This window comes from Flavobacterium sp. CLA17, assembly GCF_013112255.2.
In the GTDB taxonomy this organism is placed as follows: domain Bacteria; phylum Bacteroidota; class Bacteroidia; order Flavobacteriales; family Flavobacteriaceae; genus Flavobacterium; species Flavobacterium circumlabens.
Map to the genome: position 1 here is coordinate 2,696,959 of NZ_CP068294.1, position 24,203 is coordinate 2,721,161.

The window sequence follows — 24,203 nt, forward strand, 5'->3', positions numbered from 1 at the left end:
TAGTGTATCAAAAGGAAGTTGATCAATAAAGAGAACGAAATAGGTCGTATTTCGTTCTCTATTACTGTTTATACATCTAGGTCATTAAATTGCTTACATTCACCGATAAAGAATCTGAACTTTCATAAATGAAAAAACTTAAAATTTACGACCGAAGTTTCAAATTGAAAGCTGTCCAATTAAGTTATGAGATAGGTATGTCAAAAGCTGCAAAAGAACTAGGTATATCGCCTTCTCTAATGACTTATTGGCGAGATGAACTTGATAAATTTGGAACAGGAAGTTTCTGTGGAAGAGGCTACTTTAAGACTGCCGAAATTAAAAGATTTTCCGAACTTAAAAGAAAGCTTAAAGAATCAGAACTTAAAATTGAGATTTTTAGAAATGGTAGTAAATATCTTGATCAAGGAAAGACAATTATTTTTGATTTTATTGAAAAGAATTCAGACAAGTATTCCCTTTCACAAATGAGTGAAGTTTTAAGTATTAATAAGGGGACATATTTAAAGTGGAAGCGTGAGATAATATCGCCAAGCAAACGCCAAATCATTTTATTACAAGAACAAATAACTTCCATATTCTTTGAATATAAAGAAATATATGGGAGTGCAAGAATTGCTGCAGAATTACAAAGTCGAGGCTTTACGATACAACAACGACAAGTTGCTAACCATATGAGTGAGCTAGGTCTCGTTAGCAAGGTAAGAAGAAATTATAAAATCAAAACTGTTTCACGTTATAATCCTTTTGTTTTTCCTAATATTTTAAATCAACAATTTACAGTTGGAGAACCTGCTAAAATTTGGGTATCTGGGATAACTCGTATTCAAACGATGAAAGGACTTTTAATTCTAACTATTATTATGGATTTATTTGATAGAAAAATTATCGGTTGGAGCCTGAGCAATGGATTAACCGTTAAAGAGACTACAATACCAGCCTGGGACATGGCTGTTCAAAATCGTGAAACAAAATCGGGTTTGATATTTCACTCCGATAGAGGAATTCAATATGCAAATAAGATGTTTAACCGTAAATTAGACTCTTATAAGTATATTATACGAAGTATGAGTCGACAAGAGAATCATTTAGACAATAGTGTTCCTAAAACCTTTTTTACTCACCTTAAATCTGAGTTAGTCGATTTAAATATGCTTCTAACCAAAAACCAAATGGAAGAAAAAATATTTGAATATCTTGAAAATCTCCATTAAAAATATTCTGCTATAAATTATCAAACTTCTGACTATGATGAAATACGATCGTACTTTCAAAGAAAACGCAGTTAAATTAAGTTATGAGCGAGGCAAAAAGCAGATTGCAAGTTTTGCAAGAGAATTAGGAATAGCTCCAGATTCCTTGTACACTTGGCGAAAAGACTTTGAGAAATTTGGAACAGGAAGTTTTTGTGGAAGTGGTCACTTAAAATTAACTACTGAACAAGCTATCATTGCGAACCTTGAAAAGAAGGTTAAAGATTCAGAACTTACACTGGAAATTTTAAAAAGGGGCAGTAAATATGTGACTCAAGGAAAAGTAATGACTAAAAAATTCATAGAAAGCAATAAATCTGAATTTTCGGTTACAAAAATATGTGCCGTATTACAAGTATCTAGAGCCACGTATTATTTAAGAAAAAAACGAGAACTTTCAGCTACAGAAATTCGAATAAACTTATTAAAAGAGCAAATTACAGCTATATTTTATGAATTTAAGCAAAAATACGGAGCAGAAAAAATTGCTAAAGAACTTGAAAAGAGAGGATTTAAAATGTCAAGTTCCCGGATACATGTTTATATGAAAACATTAGGCCTTCGTAGAAAAACCAAAAGAAAATTTAAGGCGACAACTGATTCAATTCATAATCATTATGTATCTAAAAATGTTTTAAATAGAGAATTTACAGTTAGTGAGCCTGCTAAAGCTTGGGTGTCAGACATTACATATATACAAACTATGAGAGGCTTTTTGTATCTTACAATTATAATGGATTTATTTGATAGGAAAATTATTGGATGGAATTTAAGCGACACAATGAGCACTAAAGCAACTACTTTGCCTGCATGGGAAATGGCCGTTAAAAACAGGAAAATCACTAAAGAATTAATTTTCCATTCTGATAGAGGCTCTCAATATGCTAATAAAATTTTCACTGATAAATTAGACTCTTATAAATTTATGAGGCGAAGTATGAATCGTAGACAAGATCATTACGACAATTCCGTTTCCGAAAGTTTTTTCGGCTCTTTTAAAAAAGAATTAATTAATGGGAATAAACTTTTGCCGAGAAAACAGATGAGAACCGAAGTATACGAATACATTGAAAATTGGTATAATAAAAAAAGAAGACATTCATCTTTAGGCTATAAAACCATCGAAGAATTTGAAAATATTAATAAATCCCTCTATGGTGTTGTTTTTTAGTTTATCAATATAAGTAAGTATTATTACCTAAAATAAATGTTCAGCTGCAGATTAGAACCTAAACTTCCTAGGGTTTGATTTCGCTGAATTTTTGATTTTAAAAAATGTGAAATGCCACGATTTTGCCACAAAACTTAGTCCAGTGAAATATCTTTAAAAACTGCCTTAACTTTTTGTGGCAAAAAAGGTGTCCACTCCAGATAAATTGTTCATTTTTTTAGCTTGTCCATTTTAAATGAACAGTGAGATTTAATGAACAATGTTTAACAATTTCAAATTTATTGCATTTAATTTATTTTACTATTGTATCTAAATCTTGTGATTTTTTTTAAAAGATATCAGAAGCTGTAGTTTTACTCCGATATTTTTTCCATTATTGATTTATAAATTTTAATATTAATATTGTTGCTAATGTTTGTTATTTCATACATATTAGGTGTTTTTGATTGAAATGACGAACATCGATCCATTATATTGAAGCGTTTTTTGAATCCGTAATTATTTCTCATTCTGACATAGAATTTTCCTGAACTCATTATAATCAAGTATTGTAATATTTACTGCTTTAGCGGTAAAAAAGCTATTTGATATTCCTTTTTGATACTTTGAAGTTTTTAAAATACATTTTTACTGCTTTAACAGTAAAAATTATTAATACTGGAAAATTCGGAGATTTTTACTCTTATACATGATCTTGTTAAAATACATATTATATTCAAATTCATCATGTCTGCTGGGGCTTAGTGCTAGTTAATTGTAGTGTAAATACTTAAATGTTAAATAAATAAATAAAAGATTGGAATGTGACAAATGGCACAGATAATCCCATTTTCGACAATTATTTTAGCATTGTTTATAATCAGATTGGTTTTACAGCTTTAATAACATACAAGCATTGTTGGTGATTGTCCGACAGAAACTTCTGCTGAAAAAAAAAATCAGAAATAACAACTTATTTAAATGACGAAATCCAAGACCTATGATATTTTAGATAATTTTTTTAAACTCGATATGAGGGTAAAAAAGATTGAAAACTTAATGATTTTAAATGAATCTCAAAATAATCTATCATCGTCTGAAAGATGCAAAAGCTCTTACAGTAAAAGTGAACTTGCAATTCTTTTCTATATCTTGATGGATGAAGGTCTGTTATTTTTTGATTCAGCTGATGTAAAAAAAAATCGGATCAGTTTTCAGGAATTTATAAGTGGAAATTTTACATATAGAGATAATGAAGGAGTTCAGAAAAAAATAACTAGAATAAGCAGACAGTTTTCCGAGTGTAAAGGTTATACTTATAAAGAGAAACAGATAAAATTTTTAGATGACTTGATTGGAATATTGATGGAGCGGAAAAGAAAACTTGAGAACTGGTAAGCTGAGGAAGAGAAAATTTATAACATTAACAGACAATTCAATTATGACAAAGAAAGAAAAGAGACAGGCTTTTATAATGGAGATTAAAAATATTATAGATCCTTTAATACTAAAATTGGAAATGATCGATTCAAAAATCAGTAAAGGGAAAACCTTGAGACCTGCTTATTACAGAAATGAAGATTTAAAAAAGATATTTGGGCTGTCTAATAATACTATTATAAAATATAGGCAGACGGGAGTGCTTCCATATACCAAATTGGGAGATATATTTCTATACGACAGTGTAAAGATTGAGGAAATTCTTAGTAAGAATATTGGTACTTGAATTTTACCGCTAAAGCAGTAAAACAGCACTTAATTCATTTCATTTTTTTGGTTTATGAACTAATATGTGTATATTTACTGTTAAAACGGTAAAAATGGAAGATTTTAATTTAGGTGCATTTATTAAAATGCATCGTAAAGAAGCTGGACTAACACAGTTGCAGCTTGCAGACCTTGCAGGTATTGGAAAAACTACGGTTTTCGATATAGAGAAAAATAAAGAGTCGATAAGATGGGATAACTTAAAGGCTGTCATAAAAGTTTTAAATATAGATATTAGATTAATAAGTCCTCTAAAAAATAAATTATGAGAAGTGCCATTGTTTACGTTCATGATATTAGAGCGGGAATTCTTTCCGAAGATGATTATGGAAAATATCAATTTACATATGATAATGATTATGCCTTAGCACCTGTTTCATTAACTATGCCTGTAAGTCATAGAACATATTCATTTAACGATTTCCCCCCTTTTTTCGAAGGACTTCTTCCTGAAGGAATTATGCTCGAGGGACTTTTAAAGATAAGTAAGATTGATAAAAAAGATTATTTATCACAGCTTATTGCAATCGGGGGTGATCTAGTAGGAGCTGTAACTGTAAAAGCAATTGATAATGAATAGATGTCTAATTACATATGAACCATGCGGTGAAAATTTATACAGTGAAGCAGGTTTGCGAATGCTTTCACCTTATTTAAAAACCCTTGAAAGCCTTCCATTCTCTGCATCAGAATTGAGACAGGAAGCAGCACAACGGGCAACTAAGTTATCAATTCAGGGTGTACAGCCAAAATTAAGCGCGATACTGTCTGCCAGAAACCAGCAGTTTGAGATTGTAAATCAGCACGGAAATTTCATTATAAAACCTCAGAGTGACATTTTTCCTGAATTGCCTGAAAATGAAGATTTGACTATGCGGATGGCCAAATTTTTTGGAATAAGCGTACCGCTGCATGGACTGGTGTATGGAAAAGATAACTCAAAATCATATTTTATAAAAAGATTTGACCGCTATGGCAAAAACAGAAAATACGCTACCGAGGATTTTGCCCAGCTGACAGGAAGTTCAAGAGATACCAAATACAATTTTACAATGGAAAAAGTTGTAAAGGTTATCGACGAATACTGCACTTTTCCATCAGTTGAAAAAGCTGAGTTTTTCAAAAGAATTATTTTTTGTTTTATAACCGGAAATGAAGATATGCATTTGAAAAATTTTTCACTAATGACAAAATCTGGACAGGTTAGATTGACTCCCGGATATGACTTATTAAATTCATCTATCGCTATTAAAAATCCTCAGGAAGAAATGGCTCTTACTTTAAAAGGAAAAAAAAGTAATTTTAAATCCGGTGATCTGATAGAATATTTTGGAAAAGAACGATTACAGTTAAGTGATAAAGTAATTGATCTTACAATAAGAAAAATGTTTGACAGCACTCAAAAATGGAATGAATTAATCGAAATTTCTTTTTTATCATCGGAAATGAAAGAAAAGTATATTCGGCTATTAACCGAAAGACTGAGCAGATTTTAATTTGAAGAACATAATTTAATAGATTTACAAAGTTAGCTAGCTATTGTGGTTTAATTCATTGATTGAAAGTTGTAATTACATCAAAAATCGTTTATCTATATTGCTTCCGACAAGTTCCAACTTCGATAATCTGAATGTATTATAAAATGCATACAGGATGTATTATTTTCAGAGCAGTTAATGACAGAACAGGATCATCGTTTTTAAAATGGAGGATACAAAACGGGTTAGGCTTTAAAAGCTTTGAATCAGCAAGACGAACATTGAGCGGAATTGAAGTTTTGCATATGCTGAGAAAGAATCAGATGATTGCACCAGGGATAACTATGTTTAAATCATTCTGTAAATTGGCGGCCTAACTTTTAAATTACTTAAAGTGTTATATTTGATTCTGACAGATGCGACAGAACCCAAAAAAGTTGCTTTATTATTTTTTTTCATTCGTTTTTTACACGATTTTTGTCATTATGCTCGCTAACGTCAGTTTGTCTCAAAACCTCCATTTTTTATTATTTTGAACGTAAATATAGCTGATTTAAACTACAAAAATAACTTCCTGTAAAAACTCAATCTGTTGATTGTTTTGAACGAGTACCCTTTTACTTGTATAAACTAAATCAAAGCGTTTGCAATGTGGCTTTTTAGATACTTACTACTTAATAAAACGTATTAAGAACCTTTTTTTATTAGCCCGCATTACAAACGCTACAATTATCTTTTAAATATTATGTAGGCACTCGTTGCATACGAGCACCAGAGGGAATAAAAAAATCACTAACCGAATACTCCGTTGATCTGCGATAACACCCAACTGAAACCTCCGCCTGCCAAATTCACATAACAGGTTTGTCCACTGAATGCAATAATAGTTCTACCCGCCGGAGCAGTCACCTGAAAATTTTGTGTATCAACTACATTGGGATTAATGGTGGCGGGATAACTTGTGCCGTTGATGGTGATTTGAACTACCACATTTTGTCCGTACCAGTAGCCTGTTACGTAACTGAAAGCGGTGAGGCCATTTGTGAGATTGATCGGATTATTCCCATTGCCGCCATCACCACCGTGTTGTAATAGTTGTACCACATACGAGCCGTCGCTGCTGGCATTGGTACATTGGATGGCATCCACAACATCTCCGCTACGGATAACGATACTTTGGATAAGAGTAGGAGTAGTTTGCGCATTCAAGATGGCTCCATCGTCGAACACAACCACATCCGGTTGGCCGGTCAGGTATGGCCGCATCAATAGTTGCTGACTTTGCTCGAAAGGCCAGTTGGAAGAATCAAGCCGCCAACTCATCATAGTTTGGTAGGGGTATTGCTTACTCTGGTACTGAATCCCAGCAGCGTATTGCTGAGAAGCATAAAGCGCAGTGACGCCACTTTCTAAATAAGCACCGAATCCCAATAGATCGGCATTGATGCCGTGTGCAATAAATACGCTAGGATCGCTAACCCAGTAACTTTGCAAATTGAACACATCCACATTGGCATTCACAGCATCCGCATTCAGGTTGTTGACATTACCGGACTGGTTAGAACTCGCCGAAATGGCCAGATAATAGGTATCCCCGAAAGCCTTACCCAATGCGTTGAGCCATTGGCCACATTGCTTATGGGAGAGTTGGCTCGTGGGCTGTTCCCAATCAATGTCGAAACCATTGAGGTCATTGTTAGCCAGAAAGTTGGCAACATTGGTCGCAAAAGTGGTCAGCAGGGCGGGGTTGTTGATGATCGTTTGGAGATCGTTGGTGATTTCTTGGGTATAGGCCAGTAAAGCAAATATGGTGATGTCCGGGTTTTGTGCACGGGCATCTAAAACCTGTTGTGCAAGATATGTGTTACTGGTTTGCAGGGTGGGACTGCTAGGGTTACTCATATCCACTCCAAACCAGCCGATGCTCAGGTAATCAAGGGTGCTGTATATCCCGTTGAGCTTAATAGAACTAAAATTGCTGTTGGGTGAGCTGTAGGTCGCGTTTGCTGGATGTAGCTCATTAGTCAGCCACGCACCGATGGCGCCGGTAAAGTTTTTTTTGCTTTTCATGTGATTAGAATTTTAGAGTTTTCTACCTAGTTTTTAATTTCTTTATTAAAAATACCAACTAATAGGCTTTTATAATGCAAAAAATGTAATGAGTACGATTTTCTAATGTATGAGTAAGCATAATCTTGGAATAAGATGCAGTTAATTATTTTAGACGATTTAGAAGAAGAATTAAAGGTTAAGAATCAAAACACAAAATTAGATTATAAAATAAACACAAATTTGTCTTATGGATTTTTAAAAAACCGAATTTTAGAATTGCTTTTTAAAGAAGCTCCTTTAGAAGAAGTATTCAGGTTCTGTCGCATCTAAAGCTAAGTTTTATCTTTACCTTTTTAAATTCTTAAACTCATGAATACTAAAGGTCATTGCTATCGGAAGTCTATTATACTGCAGGCCGTATATTTTAAGCTTAGGTTTACATTAAGCTATCGGGATGTTGAAGAGATCATGAAAATGCGAGGAGTTTCTGTTGATCATGCCACGATTCAGCGCTGGGTTTATAAGTTTACACCTTTGCTTGAGGCTGAGATGAAGAAGAGAAAAGGCAGAGTGGGGGCGAGTTGGAGATTGGATGAAACCTATATCAAAGTAAAAGGTATTTGGTGTTATTTATATTGAGCGGTAGATAAATTAGGCAATACAGTAGACTTTCTTTTGACCAGAAAAAGACAGAGAATGAGTGCTCAGTCATTTCTAATTAAAGCAATTAGTAATAACTACAAACCAAGAGTAATAAATATTGATAAAAGTGGTTCTAATACTGCCGCTATCAAAGTCTATAACAAGCGTTTGTTCTCAAAGATTAAAATCCGACAGTGTAAATATGGCAACAATATTGTAGAACAGGACCATCGTTTTATTAAGTGGCGCATACAAAACGGATTAGGTTTTAAAAGTTTTGAATCGGCCAGACGAACCTTGAGCGGAATTGAAGTTGTGCATATGCTGAGGAAGAATCAGATGGTTAGTAGACCAGAGATAACTATGTTCAAATCATTCTGTAAATTGGCGGCCTAAATTTTAAATTACTTAAATTCTTGTATTTGATTCTGACAGATGCGACAGAACCGTTTTTTATAAAATTAGCAAGGTTTAAAATCTATTTCGAATCCAGAATAATTTACATCATATAATTCCGCACCATCAACCAAAATCATAAAAATTTTTTTTTCTGCTGGTTTGTGAAATGAAGGATAAGATGCTTCAATCTCAAAAATTATATTTACATAATCCAAATTGATTTCCTCAATATTTACAGATTCAACTTTAAATATCATTAAACTATTGAAGTGCTTGATTAAGTCCTCTTTAAAATCATATAAAAAATATTTAATAGATTCAATTGATGAATCATTATTAAAATCTGCGACATTACTTTCTGCCCAATTTATTAATTCGGCTCGTTTAATTTTCTTTTTAAATAAAACATTACTTCTATTCAATTTGTCCCATAATTTTTTTGTTAGAGGTTCTTATTTCTCGGGTTTTCTCAAAAATTGTTGCCAGCTAATTTATATAAGCCATAAAATGGCATCAATATGGCTTTCAGTAGTTGGCTTTGTGCCATTAGTAAGATTTTTAAGCGAATATAAGAATAAATACCAAATCTTTTTAGCTGTGCGGCAATAGCTGTCACTAAATATTTTTAGCCCGTGTCCTTTACAATACATTGTTGGTTCAGGTGCCAACTTTTGGAATTCATGCCCGAAGATGCACGCTTCTTTTTCCAGGAATACTATCTTTGTTTTGCTGTGGAGAAATAAAAGTTTTTTATTTTTTGATCTAAAGGTGGCAGAATTCTGAAAAACTTAGATTATCGAGTATTAGGAATTGTTAGCGGAATTGTCAATTGTATTTAATATTTTTTTAGGTTTAATATTATTTTTTTTGGAGCTTTTTCCCGCTATACGTTCCAATCTTTTGTGCCGAACACCGGCACAAAAGGATTTTTACTGCTATCGGGGCTAGGGTAGTATCGCACAACGTTCTGGTAATACAGCGGTTTGTAACTAAATTAAGCTCTATTATTGGATTTTTAACCTGAGATGTCGAACAGGCCAAGCACCCGAGTTTTAGCGAATAGACGAAGTAAATTATCCTAAATACAAAACCAACTTTCCATTAAGCCAATTACCCAAATCCGTTGCAGCAGCTGTTGGCGCATTTTTTTATCTCATCGAGTTTTGAAACTTCTCTATGACATCAATCACGCTTTTATTATTTATAAATTTATCACGAATTAGAATTTCGTCGTAATTCTCTGCGCTTACCAATGGATTGATTTTTAATTCTAAATATGCAGGAACCTGAATAACGCTTTTCGACATTCCTTTTAGAAGAAAATAGGGAAACATTTCTTCCTGAGTTTTTGAATGTAATGCTATATAAACCAAACTAAGATTCTCGTATAATTTTATAATTTTATCAGTTGGTTGTTCAATTAGTTTAGGATAAGATATATAAGTATCTATTGTTTCTTTTCGATAGTAAGTTAAATAACTGATATTGGAATTATCGTCTCTTATAAATTTCTCAATATCTTTAATTTCCAAATTTTCTGTATTGGATTGTAATTCCTGAAATTTCTTCAGAGTGTTAAAAAAAAATGTCGAAAGAGTATTAGAGTTTTTATGGGTAAATAAATTTATATATTTCATTTTTTTTCGAATTACCAGTCCCCGGATTTGTTATTATGTATAAGATGGAGTCATTTTTTACAATGCGCTTTTTGATATTCAAAGTATCAACTCTGGCAATGTATTCTTTTGAAGAATTGTAATTACCAATTCTCCCGGTTATCAATTTGTCTTTAGTTATGGTATTTAACGATATGTCTTGGATTCTAAAAGTATACCAATTACCTTCAAATTGTGCATTTGAATACTGACTTATACATAATAATGCAATTATAATAATTTTTTTCATAGCGTTATTTTTGATTCTGCGGTAAAATATCTGCCAACGTTCTGATAGTAGAGCGGGTTTGAGGCTAATTAAGCCCATTATTAGGATTTACCACCCTCGGGGTAGCCAATAGGCGGAGCAGCCGAGCCTTAGCGAGTAGACGAAGTAAATCATTTCTAAATACAAAAGTAACTTTCCATTAAGCGAAATGCCCGACTCCGTTCTAGCTGTTATAGCTAGTTTTTTATAGTTCAATGTTTTCATTTCCATAATCGTCTTCTTCCAAATATAGTTTCCAATTCAGTTTATTAGCAATTTGCTTAAATGTGTCAATATATATTTGTTGGTCTATATTTTGTCCTTTTGAGCAAACAATTGCAACCAAAGTTACGAATTGATTTACGTTGGCAGAAGACGAATAATTTCCATTATAAGTTTCTACCAATACGATGTCAACCCAAGGGAATTTGTCAGTGTTTGTAAACGATTGGTGATTTGTCTGCTTAAAGAATTCTGTTTCTAATAGACACTGAGCCACAACTGATTTGTCAAGTTTCTGACAAAAGTTCTCGTCACATTGAATGTTTAAGTAATTATATCTGTCGCTCCACATATTATATTGTTTTTTTTCGTCTCTTAAAATTGGCTATAATAATTTATACCAGCCATAAAATGGCACCAATACGACTTTTTTAAGCTGGTTTTGGGCAATTGATAAGCTTTTTAGCGAATATAACAATAATATACTAAATCTCTTAGCTGTGCAGCAATAGCTGTGAATCAGTTATTTTACTTGTCGTGCTGCTGTTTTTACTGTAGTTAAAAATCAGCTGATTTAGTTTTAGGTTGGATTAATCCAGTATGAAGAATTACTGCCAGAATCTAATTTGAAGGGATCATCATGCTCAATTGTATATAATATTATTTTTTAGTTTTAATATTATTTTTTTTGGAGCTCTTCCCGTTATACGTTCCAATCTTTTGTGCCTAGCTCCGACACAAAAGGATTTCCACTTCTATCGGGGCTAAGGTTGTATTGCACAACGTTCTGGTATTACAGCGAGTTTGGGACAAAACAAGACCTTTTCCATTAAACCAATTGCCCAAAATCAGTTGTACTACCTGTTAGCAAACTTTTATTATTTATGCCAATTGTGTGAACAAAATCTACATTGTTTTGCCTTTGGTGTACGAGCTATCTTTCCACATTTTGGACATAAATTCAAATCCAATTCATTTTTATGCTCTTTAAAAATTCGAGTGGCTGTATTTTTAATAAAATCCGAATAGCCATTTATTAATAAATTCAGAGCATTTTTGTCCGATGTTATATGTCGGTCTCTAACTTCAGTCAATTTTGGGTGCAAATAAGTTCGATTATCAAACTTCAAAGTTCCAATATGATGGTTTATAGCTTTTTTTTCCGTTTCAGAATAATAGCGCCAACAGTGTTGAAAAATGTAATCTATTAATTCAGGATAAAGTTCATTCATTACATTTTAATGTTTTTAAATGTGATAACGTTCCGGTGCTTGTGGGTATAAAGAGTTGATATTTTTTCGGTTAAACAGAATTTTCCAAACACTAAGACCATCTTTAAATTCAATCTAAAACCCCAATCTCGCCAAACGACTATTAGCAAACGTTTTTTAATTCTATCAAATAGGATTTGATTTTTAAACCTTCATCTAGTTCTGTTTTAAATTTTTCAAAATCAGCCTTAGTAAGAATTTCTAAATCAACAGTTGTTAAGCCTATTGGTCCATAATTCATTTCTGTAACGAAGTTCCCGTTTTCTAATTCTAAGTATGCCTTAAATTCCATATGGGATTCTTCCTCCTCAAGCCAAAAATGTATATCAATTATCTTTTGATTTTCAATTTCAGTTTTACATTTGCTATTTGGTTTTTTAGCTTTTGAGAAAATTTTACTTAATTCCTCATCTTTATCAATTTCAGAATCAAAAATTTGTGGAATTTCTATTATTGACCCATTAGACAATTTTAGATAAGCAAAAAACTCTTGCATATCATATCCATTCTGATAAATGTAGTTATATCGAATTTCCGTAATTTTAAGTCCAATAATTTCTGATACGTTCATTTGGTAAATTTTTGCTAACGTCCCCGCGCTACAAGCAGTTTGAGACTAAATTAAGCTCTATTTTCGGATTTGCCACCCGAGCGCTAGGAACAGGCGAAGCACCCGAGCCTTAGCGAATAGACGAAGTAAATCATCCCAAATACAAAACCAACTTTCCATTAAGCCAATTGCCCAAATCTGTTGTAGTAGGTGTTAGCTGTAGTTTTTTTTATTGTTGGATTTCAGCTTCTAATATTCTTATCAAATCCTTTTTACTTGTCGAACTTTCTGTTTTAAATGCTCCGTAAAGTAAAGCAATTCCAAAAAGTAACATTCCAAAAGGTATTAAAAAAAATGGTGTAAATTCTTGTGTGAAGAGAGCGAAAATTGTCGCTAAACAACCAATAAAAACTCCTCCAAACCAAATTGTCATAAATAGTAATACAAAAACGTGAGGTTTCATATTCACTTTGATTTTTGTTCCGTCAAGTTCAGAATACACTTCGGCTTTGATTTGTGGTAGAAAAGAATTTCTATAACTAATTGCTCTTTTTATTTCAAAGTTGCTGCCGATTACTCGTCCAATGTATGGTTTGGAATAATTGTAACTATTAACACCAAAGCCAAATGATTTTTCTGCTTCAATATTTTCAGATAATTTTTGAATTGTCTGTTCTTTTGAATGTTTAGTTCTATAAAAGATGTTTTCTATTGGAAAGAATTTACTCATTATCTATTCTTTAACTGTTTTTCTGGGAATATTATCATTTTGTTTTCGGTTTCAAGAGGTTCAATATTCTAAAAGTTTCGAACCTAAACTTGTTAGACCTTGATTTTGCTGAATTTCTATTTTTATAAAACTCCATGCGCCACGATTATGCGTAGGAAACTCTATATTTCTAGTCACTAATACAAGAGGATATTTAAAATGGAATGCACACAAATAATAGGGTCGTCTCAGATAAGATTTTTTTTAAAAATTATTACTAACCAGTCAACCTTTTTCAGGACAACTGAATGGCTGTTAAGTCCTAAAATTTACATTTAATCGTAACAAATTATGATGTGACTGTTCTGAAATGTTATAAGATTTTTCTAAAACTTTCTATAAGCTGACATAAAAACATTTTTTTTACCTGTAGTGTTATCACCTGTTTGATAAGCCATCCAATGAATTTCATACCATTTGCCATTTGGCAATATAACATCTGCCGTTAATATTTCTGTTGCAGTTGTGGACCAATATGTAATATTATTTCCATCAATACCTTGATTGGCTCCAGCAGCTATTAATACATTAACTGCTTGATTATTTTCCGCAGTCGAACCTCTAAATCCACTTGCAAAAGTTATGGTTATAGCACTAGAACTTATATTTTCAAGGTATGGTTTATAGAAAGTTGCATCAACTCTATTTAAGCCAACTCTAACTAATCCATCTAATGCAATTAAACCGGTAGAAGGCAAGATTGTTCCATTAGCTGCGTTAGCTGCCATAGTTTTATATACACTTACCCTTTGCCCTACGGCTAGATTGAAGTTTTGACTATAAGAAATATAATTTGTTCCATCCCAAATCCAAATAGAAGCATCCAGCCCATAATATGTATTTTTAGAATTATTTTGTAAAGAAGCATCGTTAGCAACCACAGGTAATACATCATCAAAAATTGTAGCACTGTTTGGATTGTTCGTATTAGAATATACATTTACACCCGAAGAATTTGTGTTGCCTGCTACTGCCAGCCATTGATTTAATGTAGAATTAAAAACATATAATCCTTCACTTGTTAGATTTAGCACTTGTCCAGATGGAACACTAGCTATTTGTGTTACATAGACTATTGCTCCATTTTGAGCAGAAGTATAAGTTTTGGCTTGTAATTGATTACCTGTAATTCTTGGTGGAATAATGCCGTCCATTATTGTTGATGTTGTTGGTTGACCAGTGACATCAAGTGTTGCTTGTGGGTTAGTATTGTGAATACCAATCTGAGCTTGCAGATGTATTGATATGATGATTAAACATAAAGATAAAATTGATTTCATTTTGTGTTTGTTTATATGTTAAAATCATTTAAGTGTTGCAGATTTGTAATTGACAAGGTTCTCAGTACAAAAAATGTTCATTTGGAGAATTACACTTCTATAACCAGAAAACTTTCTTCGGAGCAAATAACTCTAACTATCGCAAATATGCTGAACGAAACCTGGCTAGCATTTTACGAGTTTTAGGACCTTTACGAAGGTAATTAAAAATCTTGTAACTATTTAGTCTGTAATAAAGTAATAATTTTAAAAGCATTCAATATGGTTCTGTCGCATCTGGGAATAACTTTTATCTTTAGAATTTTAAACCCATCTAAAAATGAATACGAAAGGTCATTGCTATCCAAAGTCTATTATTCTGCAGGCAGTATATTTCAAACTTAGGTATACTTTTAGTTATAGAGATATTGAAGATATCATGAAAATGCGTGGAGTTCAAGTTGATCATGCTACCATTCAGCGCTGGGTATATAAGTTTACACCATTAATTGCGAGGATCTAAGCAATAAGTATTTCATTGCATCCTACTCTGAAATACTTATTGCTTAATAAAACAGATAGAAGCATAAAATGGAAGATTATGTTTTTATGGACAGCCGTCTTGTATTTCATGCAAGGCGGTTTTTTAGTCACTCAAAAGCATAGTGTCTGATATAACATAGCGTACTGCGCTTTTAATGTGACATTATAAACAAAATAATTTGACTTTGTAAACAAAGCCGACTGTCCCGAATCCTGATAATTTTGTCTTGTAACATTTAAACAATAAATAAGATGAAAACAAACAATTATCAAGGAGCGCTCCAAAAACCTGCAAATTCGGGATTTAACGCAGCATCTACTTCAGATCAGGTTATGAAAGGAATTGATCTTACCGGAAAAATCGCAATCGTAACGGGAGGAAATACAGGAATTGGACTGGAAACCACTAAGGCGCTTGCAGCTGCAGGAGCTACAGTTGTAATACCTGCAAGAGATATTGAAAAAGCAAAGAAAAATTTACAAGGTATTACAAACGTCGAAATTGAAGAGATGGATGTCATGGATCCAACTTCTATTGATCATTTTGCCAAAAAATTCCTCTTGTCTGAAAGACCTTTACATCTGCTTATTAACAATGCCGGCATTATGTGGGTACCCCTTCGCAGGGACAGCCGCGGAATCGAATCGCAGCTTACTACCAATTACCTTGGACAGTTCCACCTGACAGCCAGATTATATCCTGCACTTAAAAAAGCTGCAGGTGCCAGAGTTATAAATGTCTCCTCCCTGGGGCATCAAATGGCACCATTTAATTTTGAAGACCCTAATTTTTTACACAGGGAATATGAAACGCTTCAAGCTTACGGTCAGTCAAAAACAGCAAGCAATCTATTTTCCCTTGAGCTTGACAATCGCGCCAAAGCACACAATATCAGGACATATTCAGTGCATCCGGGTTCAATTGCAGGCACTGAACTGGGCAGAGAAGCATCAGTGGAAGTATTTCAAAAAATGGGTTTTCTTGATCAGGATGGTAATATACTGCCTGAGGTGGCAGCTAAGCTTAAATCAATTCCACAAGGTGCTGCAACGACCCTATGGTGCGCCACAAGCATTTTACTGGATAATATTGGAGGGGTTTACTGTGAAGATGCTGATATTGCCCAGCTGGCTAACGATGTGGAAAGTGTCGAGTTATATGGTGTTGAAGCCTACTCGCTGGATGAGGCGAATGCTAAAAGGCTGTGGGACCTGAGTGAAAAAATGACAGTCGTAACATTTAATCTTTAATTAATTTTTTAAGATGAAAAAACCAGATAAACTAGCTGTCATTACCGGCGGTAACAGCGGAATAGGCAAAGCCACGGCCCAACAGCTCAAAGAAATGGGTGCTCAGGTTATCATAACGGGCCGAAGAAAAGATGCTGTTGAAAAAGCTGCATCAGAATTGGGTATCACCTGGATGATCGCCGACCAATCTAGTACAAGGGACATTAGCAATCTGGATACATCAGTCCATGAAAAATTTGGCAAGATTGACATGTTGCTCATAAATGCAGGAATAACCAAGACAGCTTCCATTGAGTCAACATCTGAAGAGCTGTTTGATGAAGTTATGGGCATTAATTTTAAAGGTGCTTTTTTTACCTTTAGAAAGTTTATCCCCTTTCTCAATGATAGTGCATCTGTAGTTTTCCTGTCTTCTACATCGGCACGCATTTCCCCGGCAAGTGCCTCTGTTTATGCGGCAAGCAAGGCGGCAGTTAATGCTGTTGTGAAGATAGCGGCACTTGAGCTATCTACGAGAAAAATCAGGGTGAATGCCGTCGGTCCTGGGCCTATAGCGACAGAAATTATGGATAAGCTCGGCATGGATGAAAAATTGGAAACCCAGATGATAAACAGCATCCCATTGCAGCGCTTTGGCAAGCCTGCCGAGGTTTCCAGCCTTATTTGTTACCTTTTGGGGTGACCAAGCGCTTTTTATTACCGGATCCGACTTCCTAATCGATGGCGGGCTGGCCATTTAATCTTGTAAAACAGTTGTACTATATTATAAAGTTGATGAGCCACTCAAATCAAGTGTCAACTCCAAACCCAGATTTTTTTTGAGTATGGCAATTAAAACATGTAATTAGGCAGATGAATTTTCTAAATTTGACAACGTTATTTTTGTTAGGCAGAACAGAAAACATGTTATAGAAGCTAATCAAATAAACAAATTCTAAAATGGAACACATCTCAAAATACCTTACGCCAGAAATTAAGCTTTCCAGTTATGATGACAAGCTATTTAAATCAGATCTTATGTTCGCTGACCATATGCTTATATGGTTTATCTCGGGGGAAACAAAGATTATACAGGCAGATGCTACTTTTTATTTTAAGACCGGGGACATATTTTTGATTCCCCGAAATCTTCTGGCTACCATTATAAATTATCCTAAAAATGGAGAGCCTCACAAAACCGTGGTAATGCATTTATCTGCTGAACGGCTGAAGAGGTTTTACGAAAAAATAGATATAGACAGAAGGCATACCGCTGAGCAGAAAATCTACAGTTTCAACGGTCATCCTCTTTTGGAAAGCTGCCTGAAATCCGTGGTGCCTTATTTTGATATGGAGGGTGAATTTCCTGAAAATATTGCATCATTAAAGATTATTGAAGCCATCAGCATTTTGAGAGAGATTGATAGAAGCGTGGATAGTGTATTGGCAAATTTCGAAGAGCCCGGCAAGGTTGACCTTGTCAGCTTCATGGAACGAAATTTCATGTTCAATATGCCTATGGAGAAATTAGGATACCTGACCGGCCGCAGCCTGTCGACTTTCAACAGGGATTTTAAAAAGTATTTTAATATCACGCCACAAAAATGGCTGACCGAAAAAAGATTGCAATTAGCATATTATCAGTTGTCAGAGAAAAAGAAAAAGCCCACGGAAGTTTATCTGGAAGTTGGTTTTGAAGACCTCTCTCATTTTTCCTTCGCATTCAAAAAGAAGTATGGCTTGTCGCCAAGCCAGATGGCAATGCCTAATTTTTAACTAATCTGAAATTGGATTATGACTAAGTGTAAATAATCTGGCAGAGTATCGCTTGTACCTGAAAACTATTTGGAATGACGTCTCCATCCACTATATAAAATAAAGAGATTGGGAGCAGCATAAACGGTGTATTTACCTCGAAATAAAGATAGACAGGCACAGCAGCAACGATCTATATGTTGCATTTTAAATCCTTTTTTAGTACATCTATAAAAGTACATTGACTGACTGAGATTAAACTTGATCAAGGAACAAAGGGCTGCAAAGTAACTCATTAAAAATGAGACCTATTTCGGCTATCCCTTTTGGGTAGAATGCTTGGAAACACTAGTAAAATCAACGAATTAAGGAATAGGTAGGTCGTCTACTTTGAGCAGCTCTCTATTTTTTACTTCAAGGCGCTCGTAAAACTTTTTGCCTCCTGTAGCCTTAATTCGATCGGATCAAATGGAATCATCGATATGACAAAATTTTTTATTATAAAATACGTGAAAACACGTATTTTATAACTTTAGGATAAGTCCTACATTTGTGAAAAATGAAACACAATGGAAATAAATCAAAATTCAGGCGAGGTAATTTCCTTGCAAGAAGCACAGGATTATACAAAAACATTTCAGGCAGCCTTCCCGAATGATCTTAAATCCTTTTTTGTAGGGATAAATAAGCTAACTTTGATACTTGAACAACTGGACTGTATTGGCGTGCGAATCTACAACGGCTACTCCGGAAAGGATAATGCGAAGAACTTGGTTTTGGTAGGTGTAGGACTAGATGGTGAAGATCTTAACCAGGGTGTTTTTTGGAACGCCTAATTGCCTGTCCAAAATTCTGTCCAAAAAACAGTTCGCTTTTAGGAGACTAATGTGTATGAGTTAACGATCTATTTTGCACTATTGCTTGGGCTTGTCCCTGTAGCATTTTTTTATGTAAGGGGAGGGAATATATTTTCCAGCCAGGCCCAGTCATTCTTACCGTTTTTGTACCTGACAGCGATTGCCAGTTTGTACGAGTTTTTCGGAAGCATTGTCGCAGGGCTTGACGTGGCTATATGGTTCAGGCTATGTGGACTGCTGGAATTTTTGGCCCTGCTTTACTTCTTTTGCAGTGTCCTTCCCGCCAAGATACACAGGTTATTATATGGCCTTGCAATCATTTTTGCAGTGGAGTTTGTTTTTTTTCTATTCTATGGGGACATGAATGAGGAACTTTTCATCGACAGCATACTCAATTGTACTACCTACAGCCTTATTGTTGCCAGTGTAATGTATTATTTCGTAAAGTGTTTCGATATGCTGCATTTCGAAAGGGCTCTCCTTGACTGGACTGTTTTCTGTTTTATGGAGGGCACGCTGTTTTACTATTCAAGTATCTTTTTCTTATTTTTGATGGCACATTCCGTATTAATAAGTAGTCCCGGAAATTTTGCTGACTACTGGGCATTGAATGTGATTGCTATCATAGTTTTCAGGACTATCTTAATTTTTGGGATATGGAAGGGATGATGCAGAGCCAATATGTATTCTGGGGCGGTACACTGATCATGTTTGTTTTTTCTGTTTCCGTTGTGGCATTCATATCTTTTTACAAAAGTAGGCTTGCAAAGATCAGAAAAGAAGAGACGGAATACCTTTTAAATGCAACAATGGAACTTGAGAACAAGGAGCGCAAAAGGATAGCCGCCGACCTGCATGACAGCATCTGCGGAGATCTTGGAGCCATCCGGAATTATCTGGCCATACTCGAACAGGGCAACTTCGATGATTCCGCCAAGGCGATAATTTATGAAATCAAGGAGAGTGTGAGTACTGTACTCCAGAATACAAAAGAAATCAGCTATAATATGATGCCCCCGCTGATCGAGACGTTCGGGCTTGCGGCCGCGGTGGAAGAATATATACGCCGGATAAGAAAGATGCATGCTGTCGAACTGCAATTAAGATGTGCTTCCAATGGCACTATGGGGCTTTGCCCGCTGGCCGCCTATGAAATCTATCGTGTCCTGCAGGAACTGCTTACCAACACTCTGAAATACGGCGATGCGACCTGGGTGGTCATCGAAATTACAGATCACACGGACTGGATCTTCATAAACATTACTGATGACGGAAAGCCATTTCTGATAAAGGAGCAGTTGCGTCTTGCAGAGGGGCTTGGCGTTAAAAACATCTTTTCCCGTCTAAGCTATATAGACGGGCACCTTCAACAATTTCCAAGACAGGACGGCAATGAACTTAACCTTCAGGTTCCAAAAAAACATATATGATAAGGGTAGCAATTACAGATGACCATACTATTTTCAGGAAGAGCCTTAGCCTGTTGATTAAAACCTTCGGCTTTGCAGAGGTTGTCATTGAGGCCTCGGGTGGGGCCGAACTTCTCGAACAGCTGGAAACAAAGCAAGCAGACATAGTATTGCTGGACCTGCAGATGCCAGGAACAGATGGCTTTGAAACCTGCACCATGCTGCATTGTAAATTCCCTGAAATTAAGATACTTATCCTTTCGCATCTTGACTCAATCAATACGATTTCAAAAGTTATGGAACTTGGTGTCGATGGCTACCTGACAAAAAGTGTTGACCCGCTGGAACTTCGGCACGCCCTGCTGTTCCTTGAAGATAAGGGGTTTTATTTTGAAAGAAGCCTGACGAATGTTATTGCTGAGATCATAAAATCTGGCATTGCAGTAAAAGACTGTAAGCCCAATATTTCCTTTACCGATCGGGAAAAGGAGATAATGATACTTGCAGCCAAGGAATACAGTGGCAAGGAGATAGGTGATATGCTGAGCATAAGCCTAAGGACTGTCGAAGTCCATAAGAAAAACCTGATGGAGAAAACAAACTCCAGGAATTTTATAGGTGTTATCCTGCATGCCCTTTCGAATAATTCGATCTCTCTCGACAAAATCAGGCCTGAACGGTGATCCCCGCCCATATGCTGGACACTTGCGGTATGAAGTAGATTTAAAAATCTGCTCTTATACAAGCTTATCTTTCATAGCCCATAACACTATTCTCCTTTTTAAAAAATACGTGAAAACACGTATTGATAAGTAAAATCTTAAATTATAGCTTTGGACTGTGTTGAAGATAGCGTTTCTTCTTACGGCATATTGCCAAAACAGCAGACTCATCATTCAACTTGACTGATAATAAAAATTACAAATAATTCTTGATAGACACAAATGATTCCAGTATTGAAATAAAAGAAAGTCATGGTATTGATCGGATGATGCACGGAAAGAAAACCGCGTGGCTTTGAGTTAACAGTTTTTGCTGATAATTACAGCATTTTCATGCATTGCATTTTTTTAATCCTTAATTTATTTTATATGAAAAACATTACTTTTTTTAGAAAGAGGATGCCGGGCAAAATTGCCTTGGCAATACTCATGCTGACTGGATCCCTAGCGTGGTCACAGGTAACAGTTCAAGTACCGGCACAATGCCAGGTTGTGGTTGCCGGAGTCGGCGGGACTCTAGGTTTCGGTCCAACCGGAAAAGTGGGTGCTGGAGGTGTGGTCGTGATGCCTGACCCATTCGATGAAAGCTCTACGGCTGGAGATTTTATTTTGTCAGGTCTTCCTTCGGGTTCAACCATCAATGGCTGGTCTTTACTGGGGGATATCTCGGTACAGACAGGAACTACTTCAGGTTCGCCCGTACAGTCGGCATCAAGTGTCAGTACAGTTAACATCCAGTCTTATAATAAAAGATTGCGTCCTACCGAAAGCCTTGCCCCATCTACTAGCAATCTGGCCAGAAGCAAGGGAAGGGTTACCATTAGCTATACTGGTAATGCTTGTGGGCAGGCCATCTCTTTTGATATATTTAAATCATATAGTAACAATGTTCCCAATATTGTAGGTCCGGACTGCTTACTGCCAGATACAGAATACACATTTTCTGTCGATCAGGTGGGCAGTGATAATGCAGATGATTCCATTGGTTTTGACAAGTATTACTGGACGGGTTTGCCTCCACTGCAAAGCACAACACTTTATTATTCTGCTGATGGAAGTTCAGTTACATTCAGAACCGCAGTCTCATTGACCGGATCGCCATGGACTATCAGGTGTAGTTTTGGACGTGCAAATCCATGGGATAATGGCATATCACCAACGGCTTCAGGCATACCTACAACTTTTGTTGAAAAAATAGTCGGCTCAACGCCAGTAGCACCTACTTTCAACCCCTCTATACCATCGACCCTCGTATTATCAACAACTATACCTGGTTGCGTATCGACTGGACTAAATTCATTTACCATTAATTATCCTGCACCTCCGAGCGGAACGACTTACAGTTGGAGCGCCCCTAATACAACTTGGGACGTGGTATCGACCTCGACACAGGCTGTAGTTAGCAATATAGGTAATAATTCAGGCTCACTGGTATTGACAGCTACCAACAGTTGTGGTGAACCATCAGAATTTGTATATCAGATACGCCGCACCTTTACCAGCGCAATTACCATAACACCTGCGACGTCCAGTTGCTTGACTCCGGCAGTCGCCAGCTCATTTTCTATTGGGCCTAACGCTTCTATAAACGGTACAAGCTGGACTATTACTCCGACGCCTGCCACCGGGTCTTTCACTATCGGAATCAACACGCCAACCACTACAGCCACCATTAATACGACGGCAAACGTTACACCAGGGGCATATACCCTGACAGCAACATCCATTTCTTGTGGCGGCAGTGTCAGTATTCCCATTTTCGTTAGGCCGTCAGCTCCTATATTCACAACTAGTACAACTACGCCGGTCGGCACTTCCCAAGCCTGCGTGCAACGTAATGGCGGATCATCTGTAACCTATAGTGTTGCACCGGTCACCGGAGCTACTGCTTACGTGTGGACCTTCCCTTCAGGTTGGTCGCCATCGACAACCACCACCGCTACAAATACAATAACGATTACACCAAATGGTAATACCGCTTCAGGAAACGTTACGGTGCAGGCGGTAAGCGGATCAGGCTGCAACAGTACAACGGCTATTTTTCCTGTAAGTTACAGAGCTGTGGCACCTGGAGCAATATCCACCAATAGCTGCTTCAATGTTGGAAGATCCAGCGCGGTTTCAGTTACCATCCCAGTGGCAAATGTTCCTAGCCCGTTCTTTGGCAGCTACACTGCCACGCTGATCTCAACCGTGGCAGGCAGTACAACAAATTATGCTTCTGGATCGGCTGTGTTCAGCGCGCCAAATACGGTAACATTCAATACCACGAATACGGCGACCGGTACAGCATCGCCTCCACCAGGAACATACAATCTGATACTAACTCATAATGCAGGTTGCGGATCTCCGGCAGCATCAACAGCTTACGTAGTGACAATCAATTCGCCTTCGCCAGCGCCTGCAATTACGGCCCAATACAACAGCAATGGCGGCATATGCGACCAGTTTACCCTGGTTAATAATCCTAATGGAGGAGGTACAGGAATCACATGGTATGTTAATGGCACAGTTGCAACAAATGGGGGCAATGTCAACATTTTTCTTAATACACTTACAATTTGTGGATCAACACCTGCAACTTCTGTCTGGGCCGATGTTACTGTTACTCCTGCATCACCTGGATGTCCTTACATAGTACGTGTATTTGCAGTACCCGGCACCCATGGATTAAGACAAGCAAATTCTAATAGCCAAAAGTTTACCAATGATGGGATCAGCATTTACCCCAACCCGAGTACAGGAAACTTTTCTATACAGGTAGACCACTTTAAGGAGGCAGCCAGCGCTACGATAAGTGATACGACGGGCAAGCAAATCGGGTCTTACAACCTTAAAATCGGGGAAAATCGGATTGAAAACCTTAATGTTACACAAGGCACCTATATCATACTTTTAACGGTTGACGGCAAAACAGAGAGCCGAAAAATAATTATAAAATAATAACCCTGA

Annotated in this window: 25 protein-coding genes and 1 pseudogene; 16 read left to right on the forward strand and 10 right to left on the reverse strand. The window is 36.0% G+C overall.

Going from position 1 to position 24,203, the window contains the following annotated elements; all coding sequences use genetic code 11:
* The first annotated feature begins 128 nt into the window (after positions 1–128).
* From HAV12_RS11020 to HAV12_RS11050, 7 genes are all read left to right on the forward strand, one after another.
* Complete coding sequence (locus HAV12_RS11020; RefSeq protein ID WP_171569709.1) at positions 129–1,214, forward strand: IS3 family transposase; 1,086 nt, start codon at positions 129–131, stop codon at positions 1,212–1,214.
* A 34-nt stretch (positions 1,215–1,248) separates the two neighbouring features.
* The gene (locus HAV12_RS11025; RefSeq protein ID WP_171569710.1) at positions 1,249–2,424 is read left to right on the forward strand and encodes an IS3 family transposase; all 1,176 of its coding nucleotides are present in this window, start codon (positions 1,249–1,251) and stop codon (positions 2,422–2,424) included.
* A 960-nt stretch (positions 2,425–3,384) separates the two neighbouring features.
* Positions 3,385–3,801, forward strand: coding sequence for a hypothetical protein (locus HAV12_RS11030; RefSeq protein WP_171569711.1), 417 nt, complete (start codon positions 3,385–3,387; stop codon positions 3,799–3,801).
* Between the two features lie 43 nt (positions 3,802–3,844).
* The gene (locus HAV12_RS11035) at positions 3,845–4,129 is read left to right on the forward strand and encodes a helix-turn-helix domain-containing protein (protein ID WP_171569712.1); all 285 of its coding nucleotides are present in this window, start codon (positions 3,845–3,847) and stop codon (positions 4,127–4,129) included.
* Positions 4,130–4,223: 94 nt separating this feature from the next.
* Positions 4,224–4,439 (forward strand): helix-turn-helix domain-containing protein, encoded by a 216-nt coding sequence (locus HAV12_RS11040; RefSeq protein WP_171569713.1) that lies wholly within the window; start codon positions 4,224–4,226, stop codon positions 4,437–4,439.
* Complete coding sequence (locus tag HAV12_RS11045; RefSeq protein WP_171569714.1) at positions 4,436–4,750, forward strand: HipA N-terminal domain-containing protein; 315 nt, start codon at positions 4,436–4,438, stop codon at positions 4,748–4,750. Before HAV12_RS11040 ends, HAV12_RS11045 begins: the two co-directional genes overlap by 4 nt.
* The gene (locus HAV12_RS11050; protein WP_171571675.1) at positions 4,743–5,666 is read left to right on the forward strand and encodes a HipA domain-containing protein; all 924 of its coding nucleotides are present in this window, start codon (positions 4,743–4,745) and stop codon (positions 5,664–5,666) included. Before HAV12_RS11045 ends, HAV12_RS11050 begins: the two co-directional genes overlap by 8 nt.
* Positions 5,667–6,440: 774 nt before the next feature.
* Here HAV12_RS11050 and HAV12_RS11055 read toward each other — a convergent pair.
* Positions 6,441–7,718, reverse strand: a complete 1,278-nt coding sequence (locus HAV12_RS11055; RefSeq protein ID WP_171569311.1) for a glycosyl hydrolase family 18 protein — start codon at positions 7,716–7,718, stop codon at positions 6,441–6,443.
* 135 nt (positions 7,719–7,853) lie between these two features.
* On the opposite strand from HAV12_RS11055, the gene HAV12_RS11060 reads away from it, so the two are divergent.
* On the forward strand, positions 7,854–8,030 hold the full coding sequence (locus tag HAV12_RS11060) for a hypothetical protein (protein WP_171569715.1): 177 nt from the start codon (positions 7,854–7,856) through the stop codon (positions 8,028–8,030).
* A gap of 39 nt (positions 8,031–8,069) precedes the next feature.
* Positions 8,070–8,738 (forward strand): annotated as a pseudogene (locus tag HAV12_RS11065) (IS6 family transposase).
* 65 nt (positions 8,739–8,803) lie between these two features.
* Here the strand turns inward: HAV12_RS11065 and HAV12_RS11070 are convergent.
* The 7 genes from HAV12_RS11070 to HAV12_RS11100 form a co-directional block, all read right to left on the reverse strand.
* Positions 8,804–9,163, reverse strand: a complete 360-nt coding sequence (locus HAV12_RS11070) for a hypothetical protein (RefSeq protein WP_171569716.1) — start codon at positions 9,161–9,163, stop codon at positions 8,804–8,806.
* 726 nt (positions 9,164–9,889) lie between these two features.
* Complete coding sequence (locus tag HAV12_RS11075; RefSeq protein WP_171569717.1) at positions 9,890–10,378, reverse strand: hypothetical protein; 489 nt, start codon at positions 10,376–10,378, stop codon at positions 9,890–9,892.
* Between the two features lie 491 nt (positions 10,379–10,869).
* Positions 10,870–11,238 (reverse strand): hypothetical protein, encoded by a 369-nt coding sequence (locus tag HAV12_RS11080; RefSeq protein WP_205423371.1) that lies wholly within the window; start codon positions 11,236–11,238, stop codon positions 10,870–10,872.
* Positions 11,239–11,764: 526 nt separating this feature from the next.
* Positions 11,765–12,118, reverse strand: a complete 354-nt coding sequence (locus HAV12_RS11085; protein WP_171569719.1) for a hypothetical protein — start codon at positions 12,116–12,118, stop codon at positions 11,765–11,767.
* Between the two features lie 142 nt (positions 12,119–12,260).
* Positions 12,261–12,728, reverse strand: coding sequence for a hypothetical protein (locus HAV12_RS11090; protein ID WP_171569720.1), 468 nt, complete (start codon positions 12,726–12,728; stop codon positions 12,261–12,263).
* Between the two features lie 208 nt (positions 12,729–12,936).
* Positions 12,937–13,437 carry a hypothetical protein gene (locus tag HAV12_RS11095; protein WP_171569721.1) on the reverse strand — a complete coding sequence of 167 codons (501 nt, stop codon included), beginning with the start codon at positions 13,435–13,437 and terminating at the stop codon, positions 12,937–12,939.
* A gap of 365 nt (positions 13,438–13,802) precedes the next feature.
* Positions 13,803–14,756 carry a hypothetical protein gene (locus tag HAV12_RS11100; protein WP_171569722.1) on the reverse strand — a complete coding sequence of 318 codons (954 nt, stop codon included), beginning with the start codon at positions 14,754–14,756 and terminating at the stop codon, positions 13,803–13,805.
* Between the two features lie 774 nt (positions 14,757–15,530).
* On the opposite strand from HAV12_RS11100, the gene HAV12_RS11105 reads away from it, so the two are divergent.
* The 6 genes from HAV12_RS11105 to HAV12_RS11130 all read left to right on the forward strand — a co-directional run bounded on the left by HAV12_RS11105 (position 15,531) and on the right by HAV12_RS11130 (position 21,212).
* Positions 15,531–16,529: an SDR family NAD(P)-dependent oxidoreductase gene (locus HAV12_RS11105; protein ID WP_171569723.1), complete on the forward strand. Its 999-nt coding sequence runs from the start codon at positions 15,531–15,533 to the stop codon at positions 16,527–16,529.
* Positions 16,530–16,542: 13 nt separating this feature from the next.
* The gene (locus HAV12_RS11110) at positions 16,543–17,211 is read left to right on the forward strand and encodes an SDR family oxidoreductase (RefSeq protein ID WP_240345266.1); all 669 of its coding nucleotides are present in this window, start codon (positions 16,543–16,545) and stop codon (positions 17,209–17,211) included.
* 257 nt (positions 17,212–17,468) lie between these two features.
* Entirely contained in the window at positions 17,469–18,284 is an 816-nt protein-coding gene (locus HAV12_RS11115; RefSeq protein WP_171569724.1) for an AraC family transcriptional regulator, read from the forward strand.
* Positions 18,285–18,832: 548 nt separating this feature from the next.
* Positions 18,833–19,099, forward strand: a complete 267-nt coding sequence (locus tag HAV12_RS11120) for a hypothetical protein (protein WP_240345267.1) — start codon at positions 18,833–18,835, stop codon at positions 19,097–19,099.
* Between the two features lie 677 nt (positions 19,100–19,776).
* Positions 19,777–20,550, forward strand: coding sequence for a sensor histidine kinase (locus tag HAV12_RS11125; RefSeq protein ID WP_171569726.1), 774 nt, complete (start codon positions 19,777–19,779; stop codon positions 20,548–20,550).
* Positions 20,547–21,212, forward strand: a complete 666-nt coding sequence (locus HAV12_RS11130; protein WP_171569727.1) for a response regulator transcription factor — start codon at positions 20,547–20,549, stop codon at positions 21,210–21,212. The genes HAV12_RS11125 and HAV12_RS11130 overlap by 4 nt, the downstream gene beginning before the upstream one ends.
* Positions 21,213–21,718: 506 nt before the next feature.
* Here HAV12_RS11130 and HAV12_RS11135 read toward each other — a convergent pair.
* Positions 21,719–21,985, reverse strand: a complete 267-nt coding sequence (locus HAV12_RS11135) for a hypothetical protein (protein WP_205423372.1) — start codon at positions 21,983–21,985, stop codon at positions 21,719–21,721.
* Positions 21,986–22,291: 306 nt separating this feature from the next.
* The gene (locus HAV12_RS11140; RefSeq protein ID WP_205423373.1) at positions 22,292–22,558 is read right to left on the reverse strand and encodes a hypothetical protein; all 267 of its coding nucleotides are present in this window, start codon (positions 22,556–22,558) and stop codon (positions 22,292–22,294) included.
* Here HAV12_RS11140 and HAV12_RS11145 point away from each other — a divergent pair.
* Positions 22,557–24,194 carry a T9SS type A sorting domain-containing protein gene (locus tag HAV12_RS11145; protein WP_240345275.1) on the forward strand — a complete coding sequence of 546 codons (1,638 nt, stop codon included), beginning with the start codon at positions 22,557–22,559 and terminating at the stop codon, positions 24,192–24,194. The genes HAV12_RS11140 and HAV12_RS11145 overlap by 2 nt on opposite strands.
* Positions 24,195–24,203: the final 9 nt, after the last annotated feature.

Excerpts from the sequence above, each read along its gene's own strand:
- HAV12_RS11135 (WP_205423372.1), bottom strand. The coding sequence starts at position 21,985 with ATGTTAACTGTACTGACACTTGATGCCGACTGTACGGGCGAACCTGAA.
- HAV12_RS11085 (WP_171569719.1), bottom strand. The coding sequence starts at position 12,118 with ATGAATGAACTTTATCCTGAATTAATAGATTACATTTTTCAACACTGT.
- HAV12_RS11120 (WP_240345267.1), top strand. The coding sequence starts at position 18,833 with ATGGAAATAAATCAAAATTCAGGCGAGGTAATTTCCTTGCAAGAAGCA.
- HAV12_RS11035 (WP_171569712.1), top strand. The coding sequence starts at position 3,845 with ATGACAAAGAAAGAAAAGAGACAGGCTTTTATAATGGAGATTAAAAAT.
- HAV12_RS11020 (WP_171569709.1), top strand. The coding sequence starts at position 129 with ATGAAAAAACTTAAAATTTACGACCGAAGTTTCAAATTGAAAGCTGTC.
- HAV12_RS11060 (WP_171569715.1), top strand. The coding sequence starts at position 7,854 with ATGCAGTTAATTATTTTAGACGATTTAGAAGAAGAATTAAAGGTTAAG.
- HAV12_RS11125 (WP_171569726.1), top strand. The coding sequence starts at position 19,777 with ATGGAAGGGATGATGCAGAGCCAATATGTATTCTGGGGCGGTACACTG.
- HAV12_RS11110 (WP_240345266.1), top strand. The coding sequence starts at position 16,543 with ATGAAAAAACCAGATAAACTAGCTGTCATTACCGGCGGTAACAGCGGA.
- HAV12_RS11140 (WP_205423373.1), bottom strand. The coding sequence starts at position 22,558 with ATGGTAAATGAATTTAGTCCAGTCGATACGCAACCAGGTATAGTTGTT.
- HAV12_RS11045 (WP_171569714.1), top strand. The coding sequence starts at position 4,436 with ATGAGAAGTGCCATTGTTTACGTTCATGATATTAGAGCGGGAATTCTT.
- HAV12_RS11025 (WP_171569710.1), top strand. The coding sequence starts at position 1,249 with ATGATGAAATACGATCGTACTTTCAAAGAAAACGCAGTTAAATTAAGT.
- HAV12_RS11040 (WP_171569713.1), top strand. The coding sequence starts at position 4,224 with ATGGAAGATTTTAATTTAGGTGCATTTATTAAAATGCATCGTAAAGAA.
- HAV12_RS11130 (WP_171569727.1), top strand. The coding sequence starts at position 20,547 with ATGATAAGGGTAGCAATTACAGATGACCATACTATTTTCAGGAAGAGC.
- HAV12_RS11080 (WP_205423371.1), bottom strand. The coding sequence starts at position 11,238 with ATGTGGAGCGACAGATATAATTACTTAAACATTCAATGTGACGAGAAC.
- HAV12_RS11090 (WP_171569720.1), bottom strand. The coding sequence starts at position 12,728 with ATGAACGTATCAGAAATTATTGGACTTAAAATTACGGAAATTCGATAT.
- HAV12_RS11075 (WP_171569717.1), bottom strand. The coding sequence starts at position 10,378 with ATGAAATATATAAATTTATTTACCCATAAAAACTCTAATACTCTTTCG.
- HAV12_RS11050 (WP_171571675.1), top strand. The coding sequence starts at position 4,743 with ATGAATAGATGTCTAATTACATATGAACCATGCGGTGAAAATTTATAC.
- HAV12_RS11095 (WP_171569721.1), bottom strand. The coding sequence starts at position 13,437 with ATGAGTAAATTCTTTCCAATAGAAAACATCTTTTATAGAACTAAACAT.
- HAV12_RS11055 (WP_171569311.1), bottom strand. The coding sequence starts at position 7,718 with ATGAAAAGCAAAAAAAACTTTACCGGCGCCATCGGTGCGTGGCTGACT.
- HAV12_RS11100 (WP_171569722.1), bottom strand. The coding sequence starts at position 14,756 with ATGAAATCAATTTTATCTTTATGTTTAATCATCATATCAATACATCTG.
- HAV12_RS11115 (WP_171569724.1), top strand. The coding sequence starts at position 17,469 with ATGGAACACATCTCAAAATACCTTACGCCAGAAATTAAGCTTTCCAGT.
- HAV12_RS11030 (WP_171569711.1), top strand. The coding sequence starts at position 3,385 with ATGACGAAATCCAAGACCTATGATATTTTAGATAATTTTTTTAAACTC.
- HAV12_RS11105 (WP_171569723.1), top strand. The coding sequence starts at position 15,531 with ATGAAAACAAACAATTATCAAGGAGCGCTCCAAAAACCTGCAAATTCG.